Annotated in this window: 25 protein-coding genes; 10 read left to right on the top strand and 15 right to left on the bottom strand. The window is 67.3% G+C overall.

The genetic code is table 11. The features are described 5' to 3' along the window. The first annotated feature begins 117 nt into the window (after positions 1-117). Positions 118-558, top strand: a complete 441-nt coding sequence (locus IG75_RS0122610) for a DUF6069 family protein (protein WP_030523592.1) — start codon at positions 118-120, stop codon at positions 556-558. An 82-nt stretch (positions 559-640) separates the two neighbouring features. Here IG75_RS0122610 and IG75_RS0122605 read toward each other — a convergent pair whose 3' ends face one another. Next, positions 641-1,771 (bottom strand): NADH:flavin oxidoreductase, encoded by a 1,131-nt coding sequence (locus IG75_RS0122605; protein ID WP_030523593.1) that lies wholly within the window; start codon positions 1,769-1,771, stop codon positions 641-643. A 181-nt stretch (positions 1,772-1,952) separates the two neighbouring features. Continuing rightward, complete coding sequence (locus tag IG75_RS0122600; RefSeq protein ID WP_030523594.1) at positions 1,953-2,792, bottom strand: SDR family oxidoreductase; 840 nt, start codon at positions 2,790-2,792, stop codon at positions 1,953-1,955. 153 nt (positions 2,793-2,945) lie between these two features. Between IG75_RS0122600 and IG75_RS0122595 the strand changes: the two genes are divergently transcribed. The 3 genes from IG75_RS0122595 (at position 2,946) to IG75_RS39245 (ending at position 4,472) form a co-directional block, all read left to right on the top strand. After that, a complete protein-coding gene (locus IG75_RS0122595; protein WP_030525926.1) occupies positions 2,946-3,827 on the top strand; it encodes a helix-turn-helix transcriptional regulator in 882 nt (293 codons plus the stop codon). Between the two features lie 143 nt (positions 3,828-3,970). Then, positions 3,971-4,093, top strand: a complete 123-nt coding sequence (locus IG75_RS40640; protein ID WP_265804183.1) for a hypothetical protein — start codon at positions 3,971-3,973, stop codon at positions 4,091-4,093. Positions 4,094-4,313: 220 nt separating this feature from the next. Further along, the gene (locus IG75_RS39245; protein WP_156059110.1) at positions 4,314-4,472 is read left to right on the top strand and encodes a hypothetical protein; all 159 of its coding nucleotides are present in this window, start codon (positions 4,314-4,316) and stop codon (positions 4,470-4,472) included. Between the two features lie 671 nt (positions 4,473-5,143). Here IG75_RS39245 and IG75_RS0122580 read toward each other — a convergent pair. The 4 genes from IG75_RS0122580 to IG75_RS0122565 form a co-directional block, all read right to left on the bottom strand. Beyond that, entirely contained in the window at positions 5,144-6,421 is a 1,278-nt protein-coding gene (locus IG75_RS0122580; RefSeq protein ID WP_030523597.1) for a VWA domain-containing protein, read from the bottom strand. Between the two features lie 189 nt (positions 6,422-6,610). Next, the gene (locus IG75_RS0122575; RefSeq protein ID WP_030523598.1) at positions 6,611-7,660 is read right to left on the bottom strand and encodes a zinc-binding dehydrogenase; all 1,050 of its coding nucleotides are present in this window, start codon (positions 7,658-7,660) and stop codon (positions 6,611-6,613) included. Between the two features lie 185 nt (positions 7,661-7,845). Further along, positions 7,846-8,772 (bottom strand): DUF5996 family protein, encoded by a 927-nt coding sequence (locus tag IG75_RS0122570; protein ID WP_030523599.1) that lies wholly within the window; start codon positions 8,770-8,772, stop codon positions 7,846-7,848. 51 nt (positions 8,773-8,823) lie between these two features. Continuing rightward, positions 8,824-9,264, bottom strand: coding sequence for a DUF2267 domain-containing protein (locus IG75_RS0122565; RefSeq protein WP_051714829.1), 441 nt, complete (start codon positions 9,262-9,264; stop codon positions 8,824-8,826). 330 nt (positions 9,265-9,594) lie between these two features. Here IG75_RS0122565 and IG75_RS0122555 point away from each other — a divergent pair, with 330 nt between their 5' ends. The 3 genes from IG75_RS0122555 (at position 9,595) to IG75_RS0122545 (ending at position 12,091) form a co-directional block, all read left to right on the top strand. Continuing rightward, complete coding sequence (locus IG75_RS0122555; protein ID WP_245713286.1) at positions 9,595-10,128, top strand: hypothetical protein; 534 nt, start codon at positions 9,595-9,597, stop codon at positions 10,126-10,128. 125 nt (positions 10,129-10,253) lie between these two features. Continuing rightward, the gene (locus tag IG75_RS37475) at positions 10,254-11,012 is read left to right on the top strand and encodes a MerR family transcriptional regulator (RefSeq protein WP_081877088.1); all 759 of its coding nucleotides are present in this window, start codon (positions 10,254-10,256) and stop codon (positions 11,010-11,012) included. Continuing rightward, entirely contained in the window at positions 10,985-12,091 is a 1,107-nt protein-coding gene (locus IG75_RS0122545) for an alpha/beta fold hydrolase (RefSeq protein WP_245713287.1), read from the top strand. Before IG75_RS37475 ends, IG75_RS0122545 begins: the two co-directional genes overlap by 28 nt. 20 nt (positions 12,092-12,111) lie before the next feature. Here the strand turns inward: IG75_RS0122545 and IG75_RS0122540 are convergent, their stop codons facing one another. Continuing rightward, entirely contained in the window at positions 12,112-13,029 is a 918-nt protein-coding gene (locus tag IG75_RS0122540; RefSeq protein WP_051714828.1) for a LysR family transcriptional regulator, read from the bottom strand. Positions 13,030-13,125: 96 nt separating this feature from the next. Between IG75_RS0122540 and IG75_RS0122535 the strand changes: the two genes are divergently transcribed. After that, the gene (locus tag IG75_RS0122535; protein WP_051714827.1) at positions 13,126-14,340 is read left to right on the top strand and encodes an MFS transporter; all 1,215 of its coding nucleotides are present in this window, start codon (positions 13,126-13,128) and stop codon (positions 14,338-14,340) included. Between the two features lie 43 nt (positions 14,341-14,383). On the opposite strand, the gene IG75_RS0122530 is transcribed toward IG75_RS0122535, so the two are convergent. From IG75_RS0122530 to IG75_RS0122505, 6 genes are all read right to left on the bottom strand, one after another. Further along, a complete protein-coding gene (locus IG75_RS0122530; RefSeq protein ID WP_030523606.1) occupies positions 14,384-15,010 on the bottom strand; it encodes a LysE family translocator in 627 nt (208 codons plus the stop codon). A 94-nt stretch (positions 15,011-15,104) separates the two neighbouring features. After that, positions 15,105-15,986: a helix-turn-helix transcriptional regulator gene (locus IG75_RS0122525; RefSeq protein ID WP_210436837.1), complete on the bottom strand. Its 882-nt coding sequence runs from the start codon at positions 15,984-15,986 to the stop codon at positions 15,105-15,107. Between the two features lie 24 nt (positions 15,987-16,010). Continuing rightward, on the bottom strand, positions 16,011-16,541 hold the full coding sequence (locus IG75_RS0122520) for a hypothetical protein (protein ID WP_030523608.1): 531 nt from the start codon (positions 16,539-16,541) through the stop codon (positions 16,011-16,013). An 81-nt stretch (positions 16,542-16,622) separates the two neighbouring features. Beyond that, positions 16,623-17,120 (bottom strand): hypothetical protein, encoded by a 498-nt coding sequence (locus IG75_RS37470; RefSeq protein ID WP_030523609.1) that lies wholly within the window; start codon positions 17,118-17,120, stop codon positions 16,623-16,625. Further along, on the bottom strand, positions 17,117-18,376 hold the full coding sequence (locus IG75_RS0122510; protein ID WP_030523610.1) for a hypothetical protein: 1,260 nt from the start codon (positions 18,374-18,376) through the stop codon (positions 17,117-17,119). Before IG75_RS0122510 ends, IG75_RS37470 begins: the two co-directional genes overlap by 4 nt. 96 nt (positions 18,377-18,472) lie before the next feature. Then, positions 18,473-19,015: a DUF3558 domain-containing protein gene (locus IG75_RS0122505; RefSeq protein ID WP_245713291.1), complete on the bottom strand. Its 543-nt coding sequence runs from the start codon at positions 19,013-19,015 to the stop codon at positions 18,473-18,475. Here IG75_RS0122505 and IG75_RS40370 point away from each other — a divergent pair. Beyond that, positions 18,924-19,217, top strand: coding sequence for a hypothetical protein (locus IG75_RS40370; protein ID WP_030523612.1), 294 nt, complete (start codon positions 18,924-18,926; stop codon positions 19,215-19,217). The two genes, IG75_RS0122505 and IG75_RS40370, sit on opposite strands and share 92 nt — an antisense overlap. 126 nt (positions 19,218-19,343) lie before the next feature. After that, the gene (locus IG75_RS0122495; protein ID WP_030523613.1) at positions 19,344-19,979 is read left to right on the top strand and encodes an AAA family ATPase; all 636 of its coding nucleotides are present in this window, start codon (positions 19,344-19,346) and stop codon (positions 19,977-19,979) included. Positions 19,980-20,048: 69 nt separating this feature from the next. On the opposite strand, the gene IG75_RS0122490 is transcribed toward IG75_RS0122495, so the two are convergent. Both IG75_RS0122490 and IG75_RS0122485 read right to left on the bottom strand, forming a co-directional pair. Next, entirely contained in the window at positions 20,049-21,320 is a 1,272-nt protein-coding gene (locus tag IG75_RS0122490) for an acyltransferase family protein (RefSeq protein ID WP_051714825.1), read from the bottom strand. Then, on the bottom strand, positions 21,317-22,219 hold the full coding sequence (locus IG75_RS0122485; RefSeq protein WP_051714824.1) for an SGNH/GDSL hydrolase family protein: 903 nt from the start codon (positions 22,217-22,219) through the stop codon (positions 21,317-21,319). Before IG75_RS0122485 ends, IG75_RS0122490 begins: the two co-directional genes overlap by 4 nt. Between the last annotated feature and the right edge of the window lie 510 nt (positions 22,220-22,729).

The following is a 22,729-nucleotide window of genomic DNA, read 5'->3' as shown; positions in this document are numbered from 1 at the left end:
GGTCGAAGCCATACGCTGAGTGATCTGGCACACGCTGCGGGCCGGCGATATTGACCTAAATATTAGTTTAGGTTTCAAGATGGTCTCACGCGAACTTCACAGCTTCAGGAGATCATCATGAGCATCGCGACCACACTCGCCGGCACCGCCGCCCGTATCCCCGCACTGAATCGTCCCGTCGCCCTCTTCGGCGCGATCGGCGCCGCTCTCGTGGCCAACCTCGTCGTCTGGCTGATCGGCGCGGCCGCCGGTGGCACATTCGAGATGACCGACGCGGGCCGGGTGCAGAGTGTCGCCCCCGGCGGAATCATCATGATGACCGTGGTCCCCATGCTGATCGGGCTCGGCGCGGCCGTACTGCTGTCCTACAGGTGGATCGGTGTGTTGCGCGTCGCCGCGGTGATCGGTTCGGCGCTCGCCGTCGCCACCATCGGCATGACCGTGAATGCCGACTTCGACACCGCGTCCACGGTCGCGCTGTCGATCACGCACTTGACCCTCGTCCCGGCCCTCGTCGTCGCCACCGAGGGCCTGCGTCGCAAGCTGGTCCACGGGTGACATGCGCGGTCGAGAAGGGCCTGCATCCATTGGATGCAGGCCCTTCTCTCGCCGGCGCGGTCCACGGCACCGCGTGCGCGTTCTACGTCAGCGTTCTCTGGTGTTCCTGCCGGTAGGCGATGTGTTCGTCGCTGCGCCCTTCCCGAAGCTTCCGGACCCACTCCGGGTCGGCGAGCAGGGCCCGGCCGAGTGCGACGAGATCGAATTCACCGTGTGCGTGCTGTTCCAGGAGTCGATCGATACCGGTGACGCCGGAATCTCCCCTACCGGTGAAGGAGGTGGTGAACACCTCGTCGAGACCGACCGAACCGACGGTGATCGTAGGCAGCCCGGTGATCTTCTTGGTCCATCCGGCCAGCCCCAGCTCGCCATCCGTGCCGGACAATTCGGGGAAGGCCGGTTCCCAGTGCCTCCGGGTGGACGGGTGTAGAACGTCGACCCCCGCCCGGACGAGCGGGGTGAGCACGCGGGCGAGTTCGGCGGGTGTCGCCGCGATACGTGCGTTGTAGTCACTGGATTTCCATTGCGAGTACCGGTACACGATCGCCAGGTCGGGGCCGACGGCTTCGCGGATCGCCGCGACGACCTCGGCCGGAAAACGAACGCGGGCCTCGAGCGTGCCGCCGTAGTCGTCGGAGCGGAGATTGGTTCGGTCCCAAAGGAATTGATCGAGCAGGTAGCCGTGCGCCCCGTGCAGTTCGATGCCGTCGAATCCGGTGGCCTTCGCGTTGACGGCGGCGCCGACCCAGGCGTCTCGCAATGCCTCGAGGTCGGATACGGTCAGCGCGCGCCCGGCTGCGGTGCCGTCGAGGCCGAGGCCGGATGGGCTGACGGATTCGATCTCGGGATTCAGCTCGGGTCGGTTACCGCGACCGACCCCGAGATGCCACAGCTGCGGGATGATCTGCCCGCCTTCCGCGTGCACGGCGTCGACCACCGCTTTCCAGCCGGCGAGGCTCTGCTCCCCGTAGTGGCGCGGCACCGAGGTATGGGGTCCAGCGGCCGGGTCGGGGATGTAAGTGCCCTCGGTGATGATAAGCCCGACACCGCCCGCGGCGCGGCGCCGATAATATTCGGCGACGTCCACGGTGGGGATACCGTCCGGCGAGAACATCCGAGTCATCGGCGCCATCGCGAATCGATTGCGCAGGTGCAGCGACTTCACCTCGAACGGTTCGAACAGGCCGTCCACGAGCTGCGATGTATCGGTCACAAGCGGATGCAACGTCGGCCCGTTCGACGGCTATTCCGTCGTGTGACATCGATCCTTGCTCTGTCCCGGCTCATGACAGTCGGGCAATTCCTCGTCGGCGGTGCTGACCGGCACCGTGGGACCGGCCCGCTCGGGGTGGCCGAGCGCGACCGGGCACGGCTCGCGGCGCCCCGGCACGGGATCACGCACTCCCGGTGTGGGCGGTAGCGGCCGAGGCCTCGCGCAGCGGCGCGATCTCGCGCTCGATGCGCTCGGTCAGCACGACGCGACGGTCCAGCGCGTCTTGCCCGACCGGCAGGTGTAGTGGAAGTCGCTCGCCCGACGCGACCCGGTAGATGAAAGCGGCACCCTTGACGGGGTCGCCGAGCTGCGTGTGATTTGCCTCCTCCACCCAGTCAAGTGTGACGTGAGCCGGAGTCCCGTCGTACTCGGCGATACGGCGCCCGGGCAGCTGCACCGAGGATGCGTCGAGGAAGTCGGTGCGGAAGACACCGGGCTCGACGACCATGCTCTGGATGCCGAACGGCTCCAGCTCGGACGCGAGGGCCTCGCTGATCCCGGCGACGGCGAACTTGGCGGCGGAGTACATGCTCACGCCCGGTTCGCCTTCGAATCCGGACCGCGACCCGATATGGACGAGCTTGCCCTTGCCCGCCCGGCGCATGATCGGCAGGACCGCGCGGGTGGTGTCGATCAGGCCGAACACGTTCACGTCGAACAGCGAACGCGCCTCGGCGCCGGTGATCTCCTCGAGCGTGCCGAGCAGCCCGCGGCCGGCGTTGTTGACGAGTACGTCGATCGACCCGAACCGGTCGACGACCTCGGCCACCGCCGACGCGATCTGCGTCCCATCGGTCACATCGAGCCGTACCGGCAGCGTGTTCGGGTGGTCGCGGACGTCCACGGGCAGGGTCTCGGGGCGGCGCGCGCCCAGGGCGACCTGCTCGCCACCGGCCAGAGCGGCGCGGGCGATCTCGAGACCGAGGCCGCGGCCGGCGCCGGTGATCATCCAGACAGACATGGAGTGGGTTCCTTTCCGTAGGAGTTGCCGCGGAATCACGACTCGTCCATCGTCGCCGGGCCCGGGGAGGTGCTGAAGGCCCACAGTTTCCTGGGACAAACTGGGCACCCCTCGCCCCCGTCGGCAGGCCATCGAGAGCGGGACACTGGAGTCATGTCGGATCATCTGGAGTCCCGCCCGGCCGATTTCCTGCGCGCGGCGCGCGCCCGGCTCTCCCCGGACCAGGTCGGTATCGCCGACGCCGGCCGGCGGCGCGTGGCGGGGTTGCGGCGCGAGGAACTCGCGATGCTGGCCGGCGTGAGCGTCGACTACTACACCCGCCTCGAGCAGGGACGCAGCAAGAGCGCATCCCCCGAGGTGCTCGACGCCCTGGCCGACGCACTGCGGCTCGACGACGCCGAGCGCGCACACCTGCACACGATCGCGCGGCCCGCCCCGGCCCGCCGCCGGCGGGCGGTCAGGCGGCAGCGGCTGCACCCGGCAACACGGACCCTGCTCGATACCCTCGAGACCGCGCTGCGGCCCGCCTTCGTGCTCGGACGCCGGCTCGACGTCCTCGGGCAGAACCGCCTCGCCGCGCTCCTGGTCGCCGACTTCGACAGAGTGCCCGAGACCGAACGCAACCAGGCCCGTTTCGTCTTCCTGGACCCGCACGCCCGCGAGCTCTATGTGGACTGGGAACAGGTCGCCGCCGACACCGCCGCCATGCTCCGGATGGACGCCGGCCGGCATCCGGAAGACCCCGGACTGGCGCGGCTCATCGGCGATCTGTCGATCCGGAGCCCCGAGTTCCGGCGGCTCTGGGCCCGCAACCGGGTACACGAGCGCAGCGTCGGCACGAAGCGGTACCACCACCCGCTCGTCGGTGACGTCACGATCACCTACCAGGCGCTCTCACCCGGTGACGACCCCGAACAGACCTTGTTCGTGTACGACACAGAACCGGGATCGGGCTCGGCCCACGCACTGCAGCTCCTCGCCGCGCAGTCCTCTCCCGCACACACCGCTCGATTCCCGGTCGCTGCCGACGAGTGACGTGGCGCCCTCGGGCCGGTCGGTGGCGCTGCGAGTCCGGCGGCCGAGGAGTCCGGCGGCAGTGGTCCCACCGGACTGGCTTTTTATTTTTTCTGACGTATGGTCGAGGTCGGTCGGATGGAACTTCGGAAAAAGGAGCGACAGTGGCTGATAAATCGCGCGGGAAATCGCTGAAAAAACCCTCGTCGACCCTGGAGCAGCGCCGGGCAGTGAAGCGTGAGCGGCAGGAGCAGTCGAGGGTTATCGTACGAAAGAAGAAGCGCTGAAACGGTTCCCACGTCGACGGAGGTCCTGCTCATCCCGGTAGTGGATAGAACTCGGACCGGAAGCCTTCTCGGCTCGTCCTCCGTCGAATCGTAACGCGAGACGGTTGATTTTTCCGTCGTCGCTCGTATCCGGATTCTTTCCGGGATAATTTTCTGTCACCGAGCGGACGTGTAACAGTTCACGGCGATGAGCCGTGCGATTTTATATTTCGGAGTAACCATGACTGCACCAGGAATAGCGGACCGAAGAAACGAGCGGGAGTCGAATTTCGGCACCGCCGAGATCAAGGCGCGTATCGAGGCGCTGTTCGACGCCCGGACACCTCTCGCGGGCAAAGACAGGCACGGCAACCGTGATCGCGACGAAAAGGAACCCTAGGAGCAGGGCGTATGCGCGGCCTCGGCGCAGCACGTTCCGCCCATTCCCGGATGCGGATGCCGGCCGGTCGCCGATGTGCGCCGGCCCGCCGACCCACCTGGTGGACGCGATCTTCGCGGAGTTCCATCGCGGTGGGATCCCGGCGAGCCATACCGGCTCCTCGACTGTGTCGCGGGCGTGGCCGGATGGTCGGGCCCCGGCGCCCGCGCAGCCGGTCACCGCCGGCATCCGGGTCGGCTCCGAAGCGGTCGTCCTCGTCGTTATCGATCGGGCGGTGGTGAATTACCTGTTCGGCGGGCCCCGCGGCGGCCGAGTGCGCCTCCGGTTGCTCCTCCGGGCGACAAGGGCGCGAATTCACGAAAATCGGTTGTGTGAGAAGGCGACCGCGACGGCGACCGCTCTCGCCGCCCGCCGCCTCCTCATCGTGTGTGATGCCGGGCGCACCTCTCCGGCCGAGCGAACACGCGCGATCCGGTGGGTTCGCGAAGTAGCGCACCGGATCGGCTATGAATGCTCGATCAACGGCCTGCACGATCTCGGCACGTCATACCTCGTTCTGGTCGCCGATACCCCGGTCGGCGACGCGGCACGGTCGGTCGCCGATCGGTGCCGGAGTGGGGGAGGCGCGATGAGCTGACCCGGGTGGCCCGTCGGCGCGACCCGACCGCCGATCAGCCGGCGCCGCCGCGGATTCCGGCGGATTCCGCCGCGCTCAGCCAATCGGGGAACTCGCCGAGCAGCCGGTTGTAGAGGTCGGCATCGGTCACCGTGTCGATATCGTCGACCGAGAAGAAGCCGGCGTTGTCGACCCGGCGTCCGGTCATCGTGTCCAGCGTGTGCAGGAGTCCGTAGTCGGCGTGGCCGAGTCCGATGAACTGCCAGAACGCGGGGAGCACGGAGGCTTCCCGCATGAGCGCGGTGATCTTCGCCTTCTGCCGGAATCCACCGTCGGTGAAGAACAGGACCAGCGTCGGTTGCCGATGGCGATTCACCGAGGCGATGATCTCGCGCATCACCGGTAGCTCGTTGTTGGCGCCGCCGATCTCCGCGTAGTCGATACCGCCGTGGCGGCCGCGCAGATGCAAATATTCGGCCGACCACGCCTCGGCGCCGTCCACCGTGATATCGGGCAGTCTCGCGTAGTCGGCGGCATAGAGGTAGGGCTCGATGCGGCCGTCGTCATCGAGTTGTACCGCGATCGGGAGCATACGTTCGACGACCCGTCGGACCGTTCCGGCGCTGTAGAGACGTCGCATACTGCCCGTCTTGTCGAGGACCAGGACGACCCGGGCACGAACGCCGCAGACTCCCTTGCCGACCAGTACTTTGGCGACCTCACGCTTACGCAGGTCGAGCGCGACGCGCTTCTCCAGCGACAGCGTCTCTTCCCCACGGGCCGTGCGGATCTCGGCGGCGGACACCGGCGCGGTGTGCGTGGGACCGCTGCCCGGGTGCTTCTCGTTCACATCGATTCCGTGATCGGTTGCCAATTCCGCAAGGCCGCCCGCGTATCCCTGGCCGACGGCCCGGATCTTCCAGCCCCCCGAACGGCGATAGAACTCGACCGCCACAACAGCCTTTTCCCTGCCGAGATCCGCCATCCGATACTCGTAGAGGGGGGTTCCGGCGCTATCGGTCACGGTGGTGGCCGGGGCGGGAAGCCCGCCGGATACCGTGTCGAGCGCGATCACTACCCGGACCTGTGCGATATCCGCCGGAACGGCCGACAACGAAAGCGCCAGTTTTCCCGGCTGCCCGTCGGGTCCGGGTCGCAATCGAACCCCCGGTCCGGCGGGCTGGTTGTAGAACACGAAATCGGCCTCCGAACGCACCACTCCCCGCTCGGTGACCAGCATCGCGGCCAGATCCGCCGTCGCGGCGACCTCGACCGAGACCAGCAACTCGGTGTGGGCGAGCGGTCCGTTCTGTCCTCTCGTCAGCTGCGTCATCGCCTTCTGTATCCCTCCGCCGAAGTTGTGGTGTCCGAGGGACCATCGTCGCGCCCATCCGATCTGTTGCCGGACGGAGAACTGCATCCGGATCGGTTGGCAGGCAGCGCGTTCCATCGACCGTCTCGCTGCCCGAGTCGAAGGGTGGCGCGGTGCGCGCCGGAACGGGAGATGCGGGAATGCCGCCGGCTACGGGTTCAGGACGATCTTGCCGACGTGCTCCCGGCGCGCGAGTTGTTCTTGCGCCAGGGCAGCCTGCTCCAACGGGTAGGCCGCGGCGATGACCGGGTGGATTCCGGCGCGGACGGCCAGGTCCATGAGGTGGCGGAAGTGTGTGGGGGTATGCATCGCGGAGCCGATCAGTTGCGCGTTGTGCAGGTAGAGCCGCCGCACGTCGAAGTGCACGTCGTAGCCGCCGAGCGCGCCGGCGACCACCCACCGGCCACCCTCGCGGAGCAACGGCAGCCCCGCGGCCACGAGCTCGCCGGCGACGACGTCGAGTCCCACATCGACGCCTCCCGGGGCGGTGGCGCGGACCTGCTCGGCGATATCTCCGGTGCGGTCGACGACTTCGTCGGCGCCCGCCGCACGGACCGAATCGCTCTTGGATCCGCTGCTGATGGCGATGACCCGGGCACCTCGCGCGCGGGCGATCTGGACGAGTGCGAGGCCGACACCACCCGACGCTCCGGAGACCAGCACGGTCTCCCCCTCCCGCACCCGGCCCCGTTCGATCATGCCCAGCGCGGTGCCGTAGGCGGTCGGCAAACTCGCGAGCTGATCGTCGGTCAGCGGGGATTCCGTCACGTCGTGCGCGTGTGTGGCCGGCGCTGTCACATATTCGGCGTAACCGCCGTCGCGTTCGCTGCCCATCAATCCCACCGGGTTCGCGTCCGGCCCCTCGCGGTCGTAGATCGCCGGGTCCACCACCACGCGGCGACCGGCCAGGCGTTCATCGACCCCCGGCCCGACCGCCGCGATCCGGCCGGCGATATCGGCGCCCTGGATGCGCGGGAAATCAATCGGGCCGCGCCAGCCCGACCGTGCCCGCGGGTCTTCCGGGCGGCCGTAGGCGCCCTCGCGGGTCCACAGGTCGGTGTTGTTCAGCGCTACCGCGTGTACCCGGACCAGCACCTCACCCGCGTCCGGGGTGGGTACGGGAACCTCCGCCCGCTCCAGCACCTCCGGCCCTCCATGGCGCGCGATCCGCACCGCGCGCATGGTCTCGGCTGTCGTCATGTCTCGACCTCCCTGGGTATACCGATCGGTAAACCCTGTCCAGGCTAGGTCGATCAGAGGAGATTCGCCACGCTGGACGAGCCCCCTACGGCCGCGCAGCAGCCGCCGATCGGTCTCGGGTAGCGCCGATCCGCGGGCGGGATCGATGCCTCGTCACGCTCGCCGCGCCGCGGCGGATGCCCGGGTCACCGCGCCCGGGGTAGCACCGTATCCAGGTGCTCACGGTCCCAGCCGGCGGCGTCGGCGGCGGCAGCGTAGGTGGACCGGAGAAACTCCAGCAGGGTGGCTTCGGGCTCGTCGGCGGTGCGCACGGCCTCGTACGGCAGCAGGAACTCGTGGACGGAGGCGTCGTAGTAGCCGGCCTGCGGCCGGATCGGGGTGTCCGCGTACCCGCCGGGCTCCGGATAGGCATAGGCGTAGAAACTGCCCTCGGATGAGCCACCCGGCCAGAAGCCGGTACTGGCCAGCTCGTGTGAATAGCCTTCGACCATGACCCAGTCGGCGCAGTTCGGGGCGCCACCCGGATGTGGCGGGGCGGTGCGCCCGGAGAAGCGGGTATAGGCCAGGTCCATCGCACCCCAGAAGAAATGCACGGGGCTGGCCTTACCGGAGAACTCCCCGCGGAACCGGTTCAGGACGCGGTCGGCGGCCACCAGCTGGCGCCAGAACGTATTGGCGTGGTCCCGGTTGTAGGCCGCGTGCGTGGTGTCCTCGGCGAACGGAATCGCGCGTTCCACCTCCACCGGTCGGGCCAGGATCGTGATGTCGATACCCAGCGCGTGCAGCGCGCCCATCACTTCTTCGTAGAACGCGGCCACGGTCTGGGGCTCCAGATTGATCCGGTGCCGCGCGCCGGTGCAGGACCGGATGAGTAGCTGGTGGTCGATGAAATCGAATTCGATATCGAACGTCCCGCGGTCGTAGGGGATCGCCGAGGTGGTCAAACCGCGCGCGGAGATATAGAGGGTCACCTGCCACCAGTGATTGACCATCGGGGCACGGGCCAGCCGGAGTTTGCCGACGATCTGCATCCACATGTGCAGGGTGTCGCGGGTATCGGCCCAGTCGTCCACCCGCAGGGCCGGCCAGATCTCGTTCGATGTGGTGCGCATATCCGTCCCTTCGGCTCGGTGGATCCGCGGGATCGGGGTGGGCGGCCTGCGTCAGGCTTCGGCCATCGGCCGCTCACCGCGCAGCACGATACCGAGGCGATCCGGGAACACGGCGAACACATGATCCAGCTGGCCGGGCGACATCATCCGGTCCAGCGCGGAGGTGACGCAGCCGGCGGTGAACGAGACATCGCCCGCCGAGATCCCGGCGCGCTCCGCGAACTCGTCGACGAACTCGGCGACGCCGTGGTTGCCCGGTACCCGGCTCGGTACCCACCCCTCGTACCAGATCCCGCGCAGGAAATCGGGCAGTTGGGCGGTGAGATGGGCGGAATTGGGCACACCTATCCGGTCCCGGACGGTGTGCATCCATGCGCGCAGCGCACGCAGCGCGAAGGTGAGATCCTCGGTCCCCAGATCGTCGGCGACGGCCCGCAACCAGGCGTGGGCGGTGTGCATGCCGGCGGCAAGGGGATCATTGTGATGCGTCATTGCTGCACCTGCCTTCCGAGTGGCCGGACCGATGCGCGGTTCGATAGCCTAATTCTACGGTGTTACCAGCGTGAACAGCAGGCTCGATTCGGTCTCCACGGCCGCCCGGAGACAGCACCGCCCCGGCGACTTCCACGAGATCGGGAGACGGGCGCCGCTACGATCCGGTAGCGGTACGAACCTGGTGCCACGGGAACCGCCGGCCGACAGCCGCCGCTTCGTGACGGGCGAATGCGTTTCGAGGCCGGCGAGCAACCCGTCCGTGCGAATCGACCCGCCCGTGGCGGAGCGAAACGTAATGAAGGCGAGGCGATGCACGATCATTTGTGCATGACGATCGCACGGAAATTGGCCACGACAGCAGCGACCGGACTCGTCGGTGCCGCGATGGCCGTGACAGCGCCGGGCGTCGCCGCCGCGGCCGACCCCTGCCAGCTCGGGGTGTCGAATGTGGGACCCCGTACCTGCGCCATGACAGAGGTCCGGACCGCCCCGGCGTGGACGGTGGGCAACGGTATCTGCGTCGGCATGTTGAGTGCCGCCGGAGTCGCCTACGACGGCCCCCTGGACCGGTACCACGTCTTTCCGGGAACTGCTCATTCCATCGAACTGCGGATCACGCAGGGCTTCTCCCCGCTGGGCAATTGGGCGCCGACCATCCTGGCCTGTGATGTCACGGCGATCGTCGACTGGCGCAACCTCGATACCGGCCGGAGCGGCTCGGTGAGCCAATTCATCCCCGCCGGCAACACGAGTTCCCGGCCGTTCTACGTGCACGTGGACTCCGGCCCGGGGCGGGTCGCGCTCACCGTGCGCACCGACCGTCCGAGCGTTCCGGCGACAGCCGAAGTATTCGTCCCCTGACCGCGCCGACGGTGACCTCGGGCGGTCGATAGACCGACCCTTGTCCGACAGGGGATCCCGGCACGAAGGCGACCCGTCGGCCGGGTCTTGCAGGTGACGTGACGTCATATGTCAGGCTCGCTGTCATGCCTGCTCGGGACGCATCGGACTGGATCGCCGTGGGTGACGTCGCGCGCCGGTGCGAGACCACGGTGCGCACGCTGCAGTACTACGACCGGATCGGGCTGTTGGTCGCGGAACGGGACGACAGCGGACGCCGGCGCTACCGCCCGGAGCACCTGGATCGCCTCCGCCGGATCCAGCTGCTGACCAGTGCGGGGTTGCGGCTCGACGAGGTCGGCGCGGCGCTCGATCGGCAGGCCGGCCGGCCGCTGGTCGAGACCTACAGCGAACAGGTTCGGCTCCTCGAGATCGCGGAGCTGCGATTGCGGTGCCAGCGGACCGTGCTGGCCGCGGTGACGCAGGTATTGCGGGAACATCCGGACGCCCGGGTGCCGGCCGGGGTTGTGGCCGCCACCATGAGCCTCGACCGCACCCTACTGCGCCATCCCGGGGTGCGGAATCCGGGCGCGCGTGCACCCGCCGGCCTCGAGATCGATGTGGAACGGGTGATCACCACCTACTTCAACTGGAAGGCGCATGCCGTCCAGGCGCTGCTGCTGGTGGAAAACGAGGTGCCGGCCGATTCGCGCTCGGGTCGTCGCCTCGGCCGGGAATGGCAGGCGACCACGGAGTACGCGCTCCGGGATCAACCCGCCGGAACCGGCGAACTGTACCGCGCGATGGAACGGTCCGATCACAGCTGGCCACCGGAAGACCGTGTGCTGCATCAGAAAACAAAGGATTTCCTCGACCGATGTCTACTCGTCGCACAGCAGAAGTGACCGCGGAAGCCGCCGAGGGGCGTGTCGGAGACGAACCCGGCCGCGACGCGGAACCCACTGCCGGAGCAGCCGGTGACGAGGGAGCCCGGCGGGCCGGCCGGCCACGGTCGCGGTTCCGCAGGGCAATGCTGGTCGTCGCCCTCTTCGTCGCCGTGACGATTCTGGCGTGGCTCATCCTGCGGGACACCGCGCCGGTGGGCCATTTCGACTCGGCCGGCGACAAGGCCCGCTATCTGGATGCGTACAACGAGGCGATGCGGGAGATGCCCGAACCGGAGCGCGTTCTCGACGTGCGGACGAGCTACGGGATCGTGCGGGTATACCGATACGCCGGTCCGGAGGGGACCGGCGAACGGGAACCGTTCCTTCTGCTTCCCGGCACACGATCGGGCGCACCCGTATTCGCCGACAATATGCCGGGCCTGCTCGCTCAGCGTGCGGTGTACGCCCTGGACCTGCTGGGTGAACCCGGAATGAGCGTGCAGGACCGACCGATCGAAACCCACGCCGACCAGGCCCGCTGGCTGCACGAGGTCCTGCTCGCGCTGCCCGAACCGGAATTCCACCTGGTCGGACTCTCGATCGGCGGCTGGACCGCGGCCAACCTCGCCGTCCACGAACCCGAAAAGGTCGCGAGCCTGATCCTGGTCGAGCCGGTGCAGACATTCGCCGGGCTCTCCACAGAGTTGCTGGTGCGGTCGCTTTCGGCGAGCGTGAGCTGGTTCCCGAAGTCGTGGCGGGACAGTTTCAACAGCTGGAGCGCCGGTGGCGCACCGGTCGAGGACGTTCCGGTCGCCCGGATGATCGAGGCCGGAATGTCTTCGTACACAACGAAACTACCGACGCCGAATCTGATCGGCCCGGAGCGGCTCCACGCCTTGGAGATGCCGGTGCTGGCGATTATCGCCGGCGACTCGCCCATGCACGACAGCGGTACTGCCGCCCGGACCGCCCGGGAGAATCTGCGCCACGGCACGGTGAAGGTCTACCCCGGCGCATCCCACGCGATCAACGGTGAGCAACCGGAACGGATCGCCGCCGATATCGAGGAATTCCTCGCCGGCCATCCCGGCCGGTGACGGCACAGCGATCGTCGGCTTCAGGCGCGCTGCCCCGTCGATTCCGCGATATCGGGGAGTGCGCCCAGTAATGCCGCCAGCTTCGTCAAATGTGCGGGGCGCTGCGCGGAACGCCAGATCAGCGCCATTCTGGACTCCTCGTCGAATCCGGTGACGCGCACATAGCGCAGGTCGGAGCGCTGGTTGCGCTCGGCCACCGGACGGCAGGTCAACATCGCGTACCGGCCGGTCGCGGCCAGAGTCATCCCCTCCTGAAGGGTTGCCACGCGGACCGTACCCGCAATCTGTTTCCCGAGCGGTGTGAAGCGCGGGAAGTGCACATCCCGCCAATACCGGGGCGCCGGCCCGTCCACCGATACGAGGTCGACGTCCGCCAGCGCTTCGGCATCGATACGCTCCACCCGTGCCAGCGGATGCCCGTGGCTCACGGCCAGCATCCGCGGCGCGGGCGGGAACGCGAACCCGACCGAGAGCCCCGGCTCTCGAACCGGGAGCAATGCGACGGCGGCATCGATATCGCCGGCAAGTAATGCACCGAACGGGTCACCGAGCGGTAGCTCCCGGAGCGACAGGGCCACGCCCGGGTTCTCCTGAGTGAATCGGGCCAGTGTCCAGGTGATCGTCTCGTAGGCGAGGCCCTGGAAACCGATCCGGATGGGCGCGGCTCGCCCGGCCTCCTGCCGAGCGCTGTCGACCAGCTCGATCAGCCGAGTGTAGGTCGGACGCACCCGGTCTACGAACTCCGCGCCGCTCTCGGTGAGCGCCACCCGGCGGCTGGTGCGTTCCACGAGCGGTGTCCCGATCTTGCGTTCCAGGGCGGCGACGAGCTGGCTGACCCGGCTCTGCGATACCCGTAGCCGCTGTGCTGTCCGGCCGAAGTGCAGTTCCTCGGCCAGTACGAGCAGACATTCCAGCTCGCGGACGGGAAGGTCCGGCATCCCGCTCCCTCCGTCGCGGCGATCGATGAGTTCAGCTGATCGAACAATGAGCTGATCACTGTTGTTCCGGCCCGGCGGGCATCCTTGACTGGACTCATGTCCACTGTGCGTGAATCACGAGCACCCGCCGCCGAATCCGGTGGCCGCTGGTCCTCGATCGCCGTCCTCGCCCTGTCCACATTTCTTGTTGTCACCTCGGAGATGCTTCCGGTCGGCGTACTGACGCCGATGTCCGAAGGGCTGGGCGTCACGCCGGGCACGGCCGGGTTCAGCCTGGCCGTCACCGGGGTCGTGGCCGCACTGGCCGCACCGTTCGTCTCCCGGCTGATCGGCGGCGCGGATCGGCGCCACGTCCTGGTGGCGGCCGCTCTCGTGCTCGCCGCCGGAAATCTGATCACCGCGGTCGCCCAGGGATTCGCAGTGCTCGCGCTCGGCCGCGTGGTCGTCGGATTCGCCATGGCGGCGGTGTGGGCGCTCGCGGCGGCGCTCGCCACTCGGCTGGTCGATGCTCGTCGCGCGGGGCCGGCGGTGTCGACGGTCGTCAGCGGAGTAGCGGTAGCGTCCGTGCTGGGGGTTCCGTTCGGTACCTTCCTCGGTGATATGGCCGGGTGGCGCAGCGCCTTCGGCCTACTCGCGCTGGCGGCTCTTGTGCTCGCCGCCGGGCTGGCCGTGCTCCTGCCTGCACTACCGCCAGAGCGGGACGCTGGATCGGGCGGGAATTCCGGTTCTCTCCTGGGGATTCCGGCGGTGCGCCGCGGGCTGATCGCGGTGACCCTCCTGGTCACCGCACACTTCGCCGCCTACACCTATGTGCGGCCCGCGCTGGAGGAATTGTCCGGGGTCCACGGTGCCGGTATCTCGCTGCTGCTCCTCCTCTACGGGCTCTGCGGGATCGGCGCGAATTTCGCCGCGGGGGCTGCCGCCACACGCCGCGTCCGATCGACAATGCTCGTCCTGGCGACCGGCATCACCGCCGCCCTGCTGGCGCTGCCGCTGGTGGGTACGGCCCCGATCGGCGCCGCTGTGGTACTGGTGCTGTGGGGGTTCTCCTACGGGGGTGTCTCGGTCTGCTGCCAGATCTGGGCCGTCCAAGCCGTGCCCGAACGGCGCGAAGCCGTCACCGGTCTTTTCGTCGGCGCCTTCACCGGCAGTATTGCGCTGGGATCCTTCCTCGGCGGAGTCATCCTCGACGGCGCCGGATTATCCGTGCTGCTCTGGGTCTCGGCGGGCGTGGCGGCCGCGGCTGCCCTGGTCACGGTGCCCGGCGGGGCCGTGACTGCCCGATCCGGCGTTGCCGGCCGAGCCCGTTGACGCGGGTTCGGCGTATCGGCTATCCGGCCCCGGCCGGCGATGCTCAGCGGAACGCCGCCAGCAGGAGAATGCCGAGACCCAGCACGCTCAGCGCCACTCCGGATGCGCGTTCGAGCGCCGGAAGGACTCGAGCGAATCTGCTCAGGACGACGCGGTTGCCGATGAGAACAGAAATGAGCAGGTCCCAGGTCAGTACGACAGCGAACATCCACATGCCGTATGCGACGAGCTGTCCCGTGCTCGAGCCGACGGTGAGAACGGCGGCGAGACCGGCGTAGAAGAAGGCGTTCTTGGGGTTGAGCGCGGCCGAGCCGAACCCCGTCGCGGCGAGTTTCCACCAGCCTCCAGCGGTGCGAACGGTTTCGTCGGCCGGTCCCCACTCGATCGGCGTGGCTCCGGCCGTGCGCAGGAAGCGTATGCCGAGGTAGAGGAGGAATCCGGCGCCCGCGATCTGGACAGCGGTGAACGTGATGGTGCCCGGCCGCAGGATCGACAGGCCCGCGAACGCGGTAGCGATGAAGACGGCGTTCGCGGCCGCGATGCCCGCACACGCGCCTGTCGCGCGACGCCATCCGGTAGTCATCGACGAGTGCGCGATCAGGAAGAAGTCGGGGCCCGGGGACAACAGGGCAAGGAAATGAGCACCGGCCACAGCAGCGAATTGATTCATTCTTCCTCTGTGCTCGACGTGTACGGACCGAGTCACTGTGCCGTCGCCGCCGCAGAAGTGTCTTGAACGAAATTGCAGGGCCGGTGCGCCTGCTTCAGCGGGCGGCGCCGGCACGGTACTCGCCGGGCGTGACCCCGGTGCGCGACTTGAAGATCCGGTGGAAATGGCTCTGGTCGGCGAAGCCGAGGTCGTTGGAGACTTCGGCCAGGCCACAGCCCGCCCGGAGCCGGGAACGCGCTCTGATGATGCGCTCGTTGATCTGCCAGGCAAGAGGAGGCAGCCCGGTGACAACACGGAACCGCCGAACCAACTGGAACCGGCTCAGACCCGTGTCCCGGACCAGATCGCCGAGGGAGACCTGCATATTCGAGGTGCGGAGGTGCTCGAGGATCGGGGCGATGATGGCCAGGTCCGCCTCACCGACTCTGGCGCCGCCGATGATATGAGCGGGCGCGGTCAGTATTTCGTCGAGAACAGTGACGAGCAGTTCTTCCTTCTCGCGCAGGTCGACGTCGGAGAACAGCACCTCGTTGAGGTGGCAGAACGCAGCGTATTGTCCAGGCTCGTCGATGACGCGTACGGGCCGATCGGCCCCCATACCGAGTTCGGGTAGCGATCCTTCGAGCCACGCCTCGTCCACGTGGAGCATCTGGTAGCTCCATCGACCCTCGACGGGGTTGCAGGCATGGACTCGATAGGCGGGGATCACCACGAGATTCTTCGCCGTGAGTTGCACGGGACCCTCGGGTGCACCGGTGAACACGCTGCGCCCTTCGTCCACCGCGCCGATCGACACCGCATCGTGGGAGTGCGGCTTGTAGCACGACACGGTGCGGCAGGCGCGCCTGCTCTCGAGAAAGGGAAGCGCATCGCTACGCCAGAACTCTGCCTGCACCACAGGCGCAAGCCTAGGGCGACGGCCGTGCAGCGAGGCCTCTACCTCATGGAAGCGGTCGTTCGTGGGAAGGTGGCTCACCGAGCTGGTGGCGGTAGAGGATGGCTACCAGATATCGGCCCAGACCGGCCGTTCGGGAATGTCGAAAAGCGCGGAATTCTTGTGGACTACGACGGGGATCGAGGCGCCGGCATGCAACTGTTCGGCCAGCGCGCGTGCCTTCGACCCCTGGAACTGAGGGTAGAAGTACTGCTTTCGCACGCGGGTTTCGCTATCCGTTTCCGGGTGCAGGAACTGGACGTCTACCCGCACCCGCCAGAGGTCGAGGTTGAACGGGCCTCGATTGTGCTTGCGCCGCAGATCGGATTCGACCACCACCGCGGACACAGCATTCCCGGCGCGCCGCAAACAGTTCCGGCGTAACCGCCACGCTGCGGCAAGGACGAACATCCACGCGGCGATACCCAGCACCGCGCTCACCGGGAGAAATAGCGCCATGGCGACTTGCGAACCCGTCGCCCGGGCGATAGCGGCACCCAGATTCAGCGCACCGGCCATGAACGCCACGGCCGCTACCGGGACGCCCAGTGTCCACACCAGTGACATCGGACCGACCATTTTCCGGGACCGTCCCATATCAACTCCTCGAACTCGACCGAACGGCAGTCCACCGACGGGAACGGCACCCGGGTACGGACAGAGACGGCAGCGTTCGTCTCAGCGCCACCGCTGCTCGCCGGGATATTCATCGAAGTCGTCGGGCCAGTCGCTGGGACCGACCACGGTTTCGCCTGTTCGTGGGCGCCGGGTCGGGTTCTGTGGTGGGTGCCATGTGGAGGCCGGCGGTGGTGTGGGTGCTTGCGGCGGGTCCGGAGTCCATGTCCAGATGAACTGCGGCGAGTTCTTCATTTCGGCGACTTCCGGTGGTATCGGATCGGCGCGGGTCTCGATCTCGCGCCATTGACATTCACCCGTGCCCACTCGTTCGGCGTAGGCCTTGAGCGCCGGGGACGCGGTCTCCATCCCGGCGACCACGGAGATGAATTCCTCTGTTACCTCGGTGGCGCCGCCGAAAAGTTGATCGACGTCGATACCGGCCAAGCGAATCGTGGCCGTGCGTAGATCGTCTACCGCGGCCATGACCTGCCGGGCGATCGCATCGACCGTGGGATCGATATCGGGCTCGCGCATGCTGCCCCATTGCGGTTTGCTCATGCGTTCTCCCACGGTGCGGTGCCGGATCCTACGTCATAGGACTGTGTGGGTCGATTGGTGGTGGCACCGTAATCTGCAATCTGCACGATATCCTGGCCGACGGCTGCTGCTCGGGTCGCGTCGTCGATCTTGCTGGTGACGGGCGCGATGGCCTCCTCCAGCTTCTGTTTCGCGTTCTCTCGCAACTGGCCCACTGGATCCTTGATGATATCCAGAAGTCTCTTGAAGGCATCGGCCAGCTCCTTGATCTTGCCGACCACGTCGATCGCGGCGTTGACAAGGAGACCGATATCCACGACCAGCTTGGCGATACGAGCAGCGCCGAGCCCCGGTACCGCTGCCGAAAGAATGTTCGCGACGGACTTGAGAGCGCCCTTGATGTCGTCGAAATCGACATACTTGTTGAGCATCCCCCACAGCTTGTCGAGGATGGTTCGGATGCCGTCCCTGATCATGTCGGCAACTTCGCCCGCACAATCACTCACGACCCGGCCGACCGGGCCTTCCCATTTCATCGCCGCGATCTGCTTGGTCGCCCAATCGTGGAAAGACACAGCGGCCTTGCCGTCCCAATTGGGTTGGCCGTTCGTACTTCCGTCGATCCGCTTCACCCCGGATTCGAGGTTCTTACCGCAGGCCTCGATGCCGTTGCCGGCCGCCTTGTACACCTCACCGAGTCTGCGGATCTCGGACCAGTTTCCCGGAATCGGCTCCAGGCATTTGACCAGCGGGTCGTATTCGGTTCCCGCCGCCCGGGTGATGCTCTTGATGGACTCGTTCACGTTGCCGAGCACCGGGAAAACCTCGGCAATGAGACCGGCCAGCTCTTCCTTGTTCGCGGCCGGTGCCTCGAGCTTGAACGACTCCGGCTTGGGATAGCCGGCAGCACCCGCATACTGTGCGGTGACGCCGCTCTCCTCGGTGCCGGCGTCTCCAGGAAGGGCTGACTCGGTGGCCGCGTTCAGCGCGGCATAGGTCTTCTGGTCCTGGTCGTGATACATCCAGGCGGCCTTGTTGAGTTCCGTCCCGCTACCGGTGGTGGTGTCGGCGAGCACCCGGTGCCGGTTGGCCATCCAGCCCGCCGCATCGTTGATAGGGGTCACCAGGGTGTCGATGATCGGCCCGTGCAGCCAATCCGCGGCCTTTCCCTCCTTCGCCACAAAATTCGACGCCGCCAGGACGTCGGCTCCGATCGAGGTGAGGAGAACACCCAGACCAGCGATTTCGCTGGGATTCGCTGATAATGTCTCGGTCATCGATATCCTCTGATTCCGCTCGCTTCTTCGTTTCTCGGCTGTCTTCGCGCCGGCCGAATCGGCGGGTCGTTCGGTCGGTTCCGGCGAGTGGGGGTCTTATTCGGTGACGAGCGATTCGCTCAGAACTTCTGCCGCCCCGCGGATCTCGTCGCAGGGCGGAGGCGCTTCGACCGGACCTGCCGGCAGCACGATGATGCCCACCCTGAAGGTCCCGTCGGGTGATTCGACAGCCGCCGAGCAGGCGCCGGCATTCGCCGGAGTCCGATACAGCACGGCCGCCCGCCCGCCGATCGGATCCGAGTCGAAAACCTCGTGACCGGTGTTCTTTCGGATGTCGTCGAGAGTCAGATCGCTCGACGTCACCGCCACCGCGCCGGTGGGGTACTTCTCGCCATCGACCAGCGTTTCACGCCAGAACTGGCAGCCGATTTCGGTGAAGATGCCAACGCCCTCAGTGGTCGCTCTTTCGCGGGTTCCCGGGTCGAATCCGGCCCTGGTCACCAGGTCGTCGCCCACACTCACACATGGGTCGAACCGAACCGGCTTCGTGCCGGTCTGTACCGGCGCGGGCGGGACACTCACCTTCACGGAGACGCTGGCCGCCGCGGATACCGTCGGCGAGGCGGTCGCCGGAACCATCGTCTTCTCCCCCCGATCGCCGGAACCAGCACAGGCGACCAATGCCACCGCACTCACCACCAGACACCCGGTGGCGGAGATCGTCCTCATCATCGAACCCCCCGAACATCGAAATCGCCGCCTGCTCCCTTCGGGTGCAGACAGTCACCAGCAGTCGGTAATGATGGCACAGGTGGGCGCATCGGTCTCGGGGAGCCCTTGATGCCGAGGGTTGGTGGTTCGAAGCAGCTTCGGGTGAGTGCTCGAGTCCGGAGGCCGGCCTGATGTGGCGGGTTCGGCTGGTACGGCAGCCGACCTCTACGGGCTCGTTGTGGATAGGTTGGTGGACATGCTGCTCTGGATCAATGGTCCCTTCGGCGGGGGAAAGACACAGACCGCGTTCGAACTGCATCGCCGGCTACCCGGCAGTGTCGTGTGCGACCCGGAAATGGTGGGATACGGTCTGCACCGGATGATGCCGCCGAAGCTCCGGACCGACTTCCAGGACTATCCGAGCTGGCGGCAAGGCGTGTCCGAGGTGCTGGACCATGTGCTCCGCGAGCACGAGGGCGTGGTGATCGCCCCGATGACCGTCGCCGACCCCCGATACTTCGACGAGACGGTCGGCCGGTTGCGCGAATCCGGCCACGACGTACGCCATTTCGCGCTGCTGGCTCGCCGGGAAACAGTTCTGGACCGACTGCGCGATCGGGGGCTCGGCTTTGCTCCCGTCCTGCGCGCAGTCGGCCAGGGCGATCTGCTGCTCCGTGCGGAACAGTTCGCGGTGGACAGGCTGGACTTCTGCCTCGAACAGCTGAGCAAGCCCGAGTTCGCGGACCATATCTGGACCGACACGACCCCGGTGACAGCGGTCGCCGACCGAATCGCCGACACGGTCGGCGTGACATTGACACCCGACACCGACGGCCGGATACGAAGCCGGCTGCGCCGGATGGCCGTCACGGTCCGCAGTGCTCGTATGTGAGTCGGCCGTCCGGGCGACCGGATCACCGCCGCGCTCACCGACAGCGGAGTCCGATCGCCATACCGGCTACTACCCGGGCACTGGTGGCGCTGATTCGGCCGGCTTCTTCCGCGGCGCGGTGCGGCGACCGGAGAATTTGCGCATCAGAGGGTCGTCGATCCAGTGATAGATGGCCGCCGCCAGCACTGTGGACACGACCAAGCTCAGTCCGGCGAACCCCAGCCAGCCCAGCGGCCCGAACTGTTTTCCGCCGATGAGCAACCGGGTGATCAGTGCCATCACCGGGAACTGGATCAAATAGAAAGCGAAGGAGATATTGCCCAGCCAGACCATCCGCGGCGAGGCGGTGAACCCGCGGATCCCCGCCAGGTCGCGCGCGGCCAGCGTGGCCACCACGGCCGTCATCGGCGCGAGCAGCAGCGCCGACATCTTGTAGTTCGGCGGCACCACCCAGGTCGCCGCGTAGGCGATCGCCAGCACGATCATCGGCGGCGCCAGCCGGGTGTTGCGCCAGCGGCCCTCCAGCACCAGCCGTGCCGCGAGCACGCCGAGGAAGAATTCGGGCAGCCGCGAGAGCGGGAAGTTGTAGCTGAGCCAATAGGACGCGGCCACCGGGATATCCGGCTGCTCGAACCAGATGGGCGCGGCATGCAGTTCGAAATACGGCGACACATCACCCGGTATCAGCCGCGGCGCGAACGTATTCGCGATCCCCTTGGGTCCGGGCACCCACAGGTAGTAAGCGGTGTGCAGCAACAGGATCGCCACCAGCAACCCCGCCAGCGCCCACCACACCTGATGGCTCTTGATCCGGCGCACCAGCGGCAGCGCGAGCGGAAAACTCAAATAGAAAAGGATTTCCGCGGCCAGCGACCAGGACGGCACATTGAGCCCGCCGACCGTCGTCCACTTCGGCACCCAGGTGTGGATGAGCGCGAGGTTCGGCGCCCAGACCACCATCCGCGTCAAGGGGACGCTCGCCACCAGGATGAATGCGAGGGCCGCGACCAGATGGGTCGGGTAGATCTTCAACACCCGGCGCCAATAGAACCGCGGCACCGAGCTCCCCGGCCGGAACGACCAATAGATGATGAACCCGGACAGGACGAAGAAGAAGGTCACTCCCGCGGCACCCAGCTGCATCGGCATCAGCTGATGGATCTGCCGGAACAACTCCGATTTCTGGAACGGATACACCGGCAGGAACACCAGGGCGTGCAGCAGGAATACGGCGAACGCCGCCCACCAGCGCGCCCCCGTCAGCGACGGCAGCGCCGGTCGCGCCGCCGCCGCATCGAGGAACTCCGGCCCGGACTCGGTCCGGGCCGGCGCCAGGCTCACCGGCGGACCTGCTCGTACACCGTCTCTGCGGCCACCTCGTCACCGCGCGCCGAGGGATGGAACGGCATTCCGGCGACGTCGGCCGCGGGATCGAAGAAACCGTTCAGCCAGGGGTCGTCCGCGCACAGCCCGTGGCCCGCGGTCGCCGGGCGAATATCGACGAACTCGAGTTTCAGCAGCTCTGCGGCCTCCCGTTGCGCGACGTTGAGGCGGTCCAGGTATTCGGTCACCGCCCGGCCCCTCGGCTGCACGACCTGCCCGGCACCGAGTACGTTCACGCACACGTGCTCCTGCGCCGCGGGGAACAGTTCGGGGTAGCCGACCAGCATGATCCGAGCCTTCGGCGCGTAGTAGCGCATATAGGAGATCACTTCACGGATGCGGTTGGCGTAGACCTGGCCCGTGACGTTCCGGTAGTCGGTGAACCGTCCCTGTTCGGCCGCCTCCAGCCCGCATCCGTCGGCGAGGTTGAACACGCAGGGCTGCAATGACGTGATCATTGTCGCCGTACTGTTCCGGGCCCAGACGTCGTTCATCCCGGTCTGAATAGCGATGACCTCGGTTTCCGGCCCGAACGCCTGCTGCTTGGCCGCCTCGGCCGCCTCGTGCACCAGCCACCAGCCGTCCCCCGTTGAGATCGTGGAGCCACTACAGGACACATCCACGAAGTCCGGCGTGCCCGCGACTCCCATCCGTTCGCTCAGCCGATTCGGCCATGAGGTGGGCGCGTGCAGGCACTCCTTGGTCGCCGAGAAGAATTTCGGGTAGTTCGCGGTGAACGAGTCACCGAGCACCACCAGGGATTTTCCCGCGGGCCGATTGTTTTCCACCGGCGCCGCCGCGGCCGGTGCGTACATGGTGGTCACGGTGAGTGCGGCCGCCACCACGGCGCCGGCCACTCCACCGCGATACCGAAAAAAGTTGCGGAACAAGACTTTCCCGTCGGTCAGTAGCCGGCCTGCGGATCGAAATCAGGCAGGGTGAGTGTCGGCTCGGGCTGGGCGGGTTCGGGCTGCGCGGGCGCCTCCGGCTGCGCGGGAGGCTCCGGTGCAGGCGCCACGGCCGGCGGTTCCGCAACAGGAGGTTCCGCCGCGGGCGGAGGTTCGACGGCGGCAGGGGGAGCCGGTGCCGGGCTCTGCGGCGCCGGGGTGGCCGAGGCATCGCTCGACGGCACCGCCACGCTGGTCGGAGCTACACTGGAGGTCGTCCCATGATTTTCGTGCGATTCGGAGTCGTCGCCACACCCGCTTACGCCGAGAACTACTGCGGCGCATGCGAACACGGTCACTAGGCAACGTTTCATGACGATTTCCGATCCTCCTGGCATTTCGGCTTCTTCGAACCCCACCCATTCCGCGGCGCGGAGTTGTCGAGCATAGTATCGCCGGATTCGCCGAACCGTTACAGCC

The sequence above is a fragment of the Nocardia rhamnosiphila NBRC 108938 genome (assembly GCF_000720425.1).
Classification (GTDB): domain Bacteria; phylum Actinomycetota; class Actinomycetes; order Mycobacteriales; family Mycobacteriaceae; genus Nocardia; species Nocardia rhamnosiphila.
The sequence above is the reverse complement of the archived record's forward strand: the minus strand, read 5'-3'. Positions and strand labels throughout refer to the sequence as shown.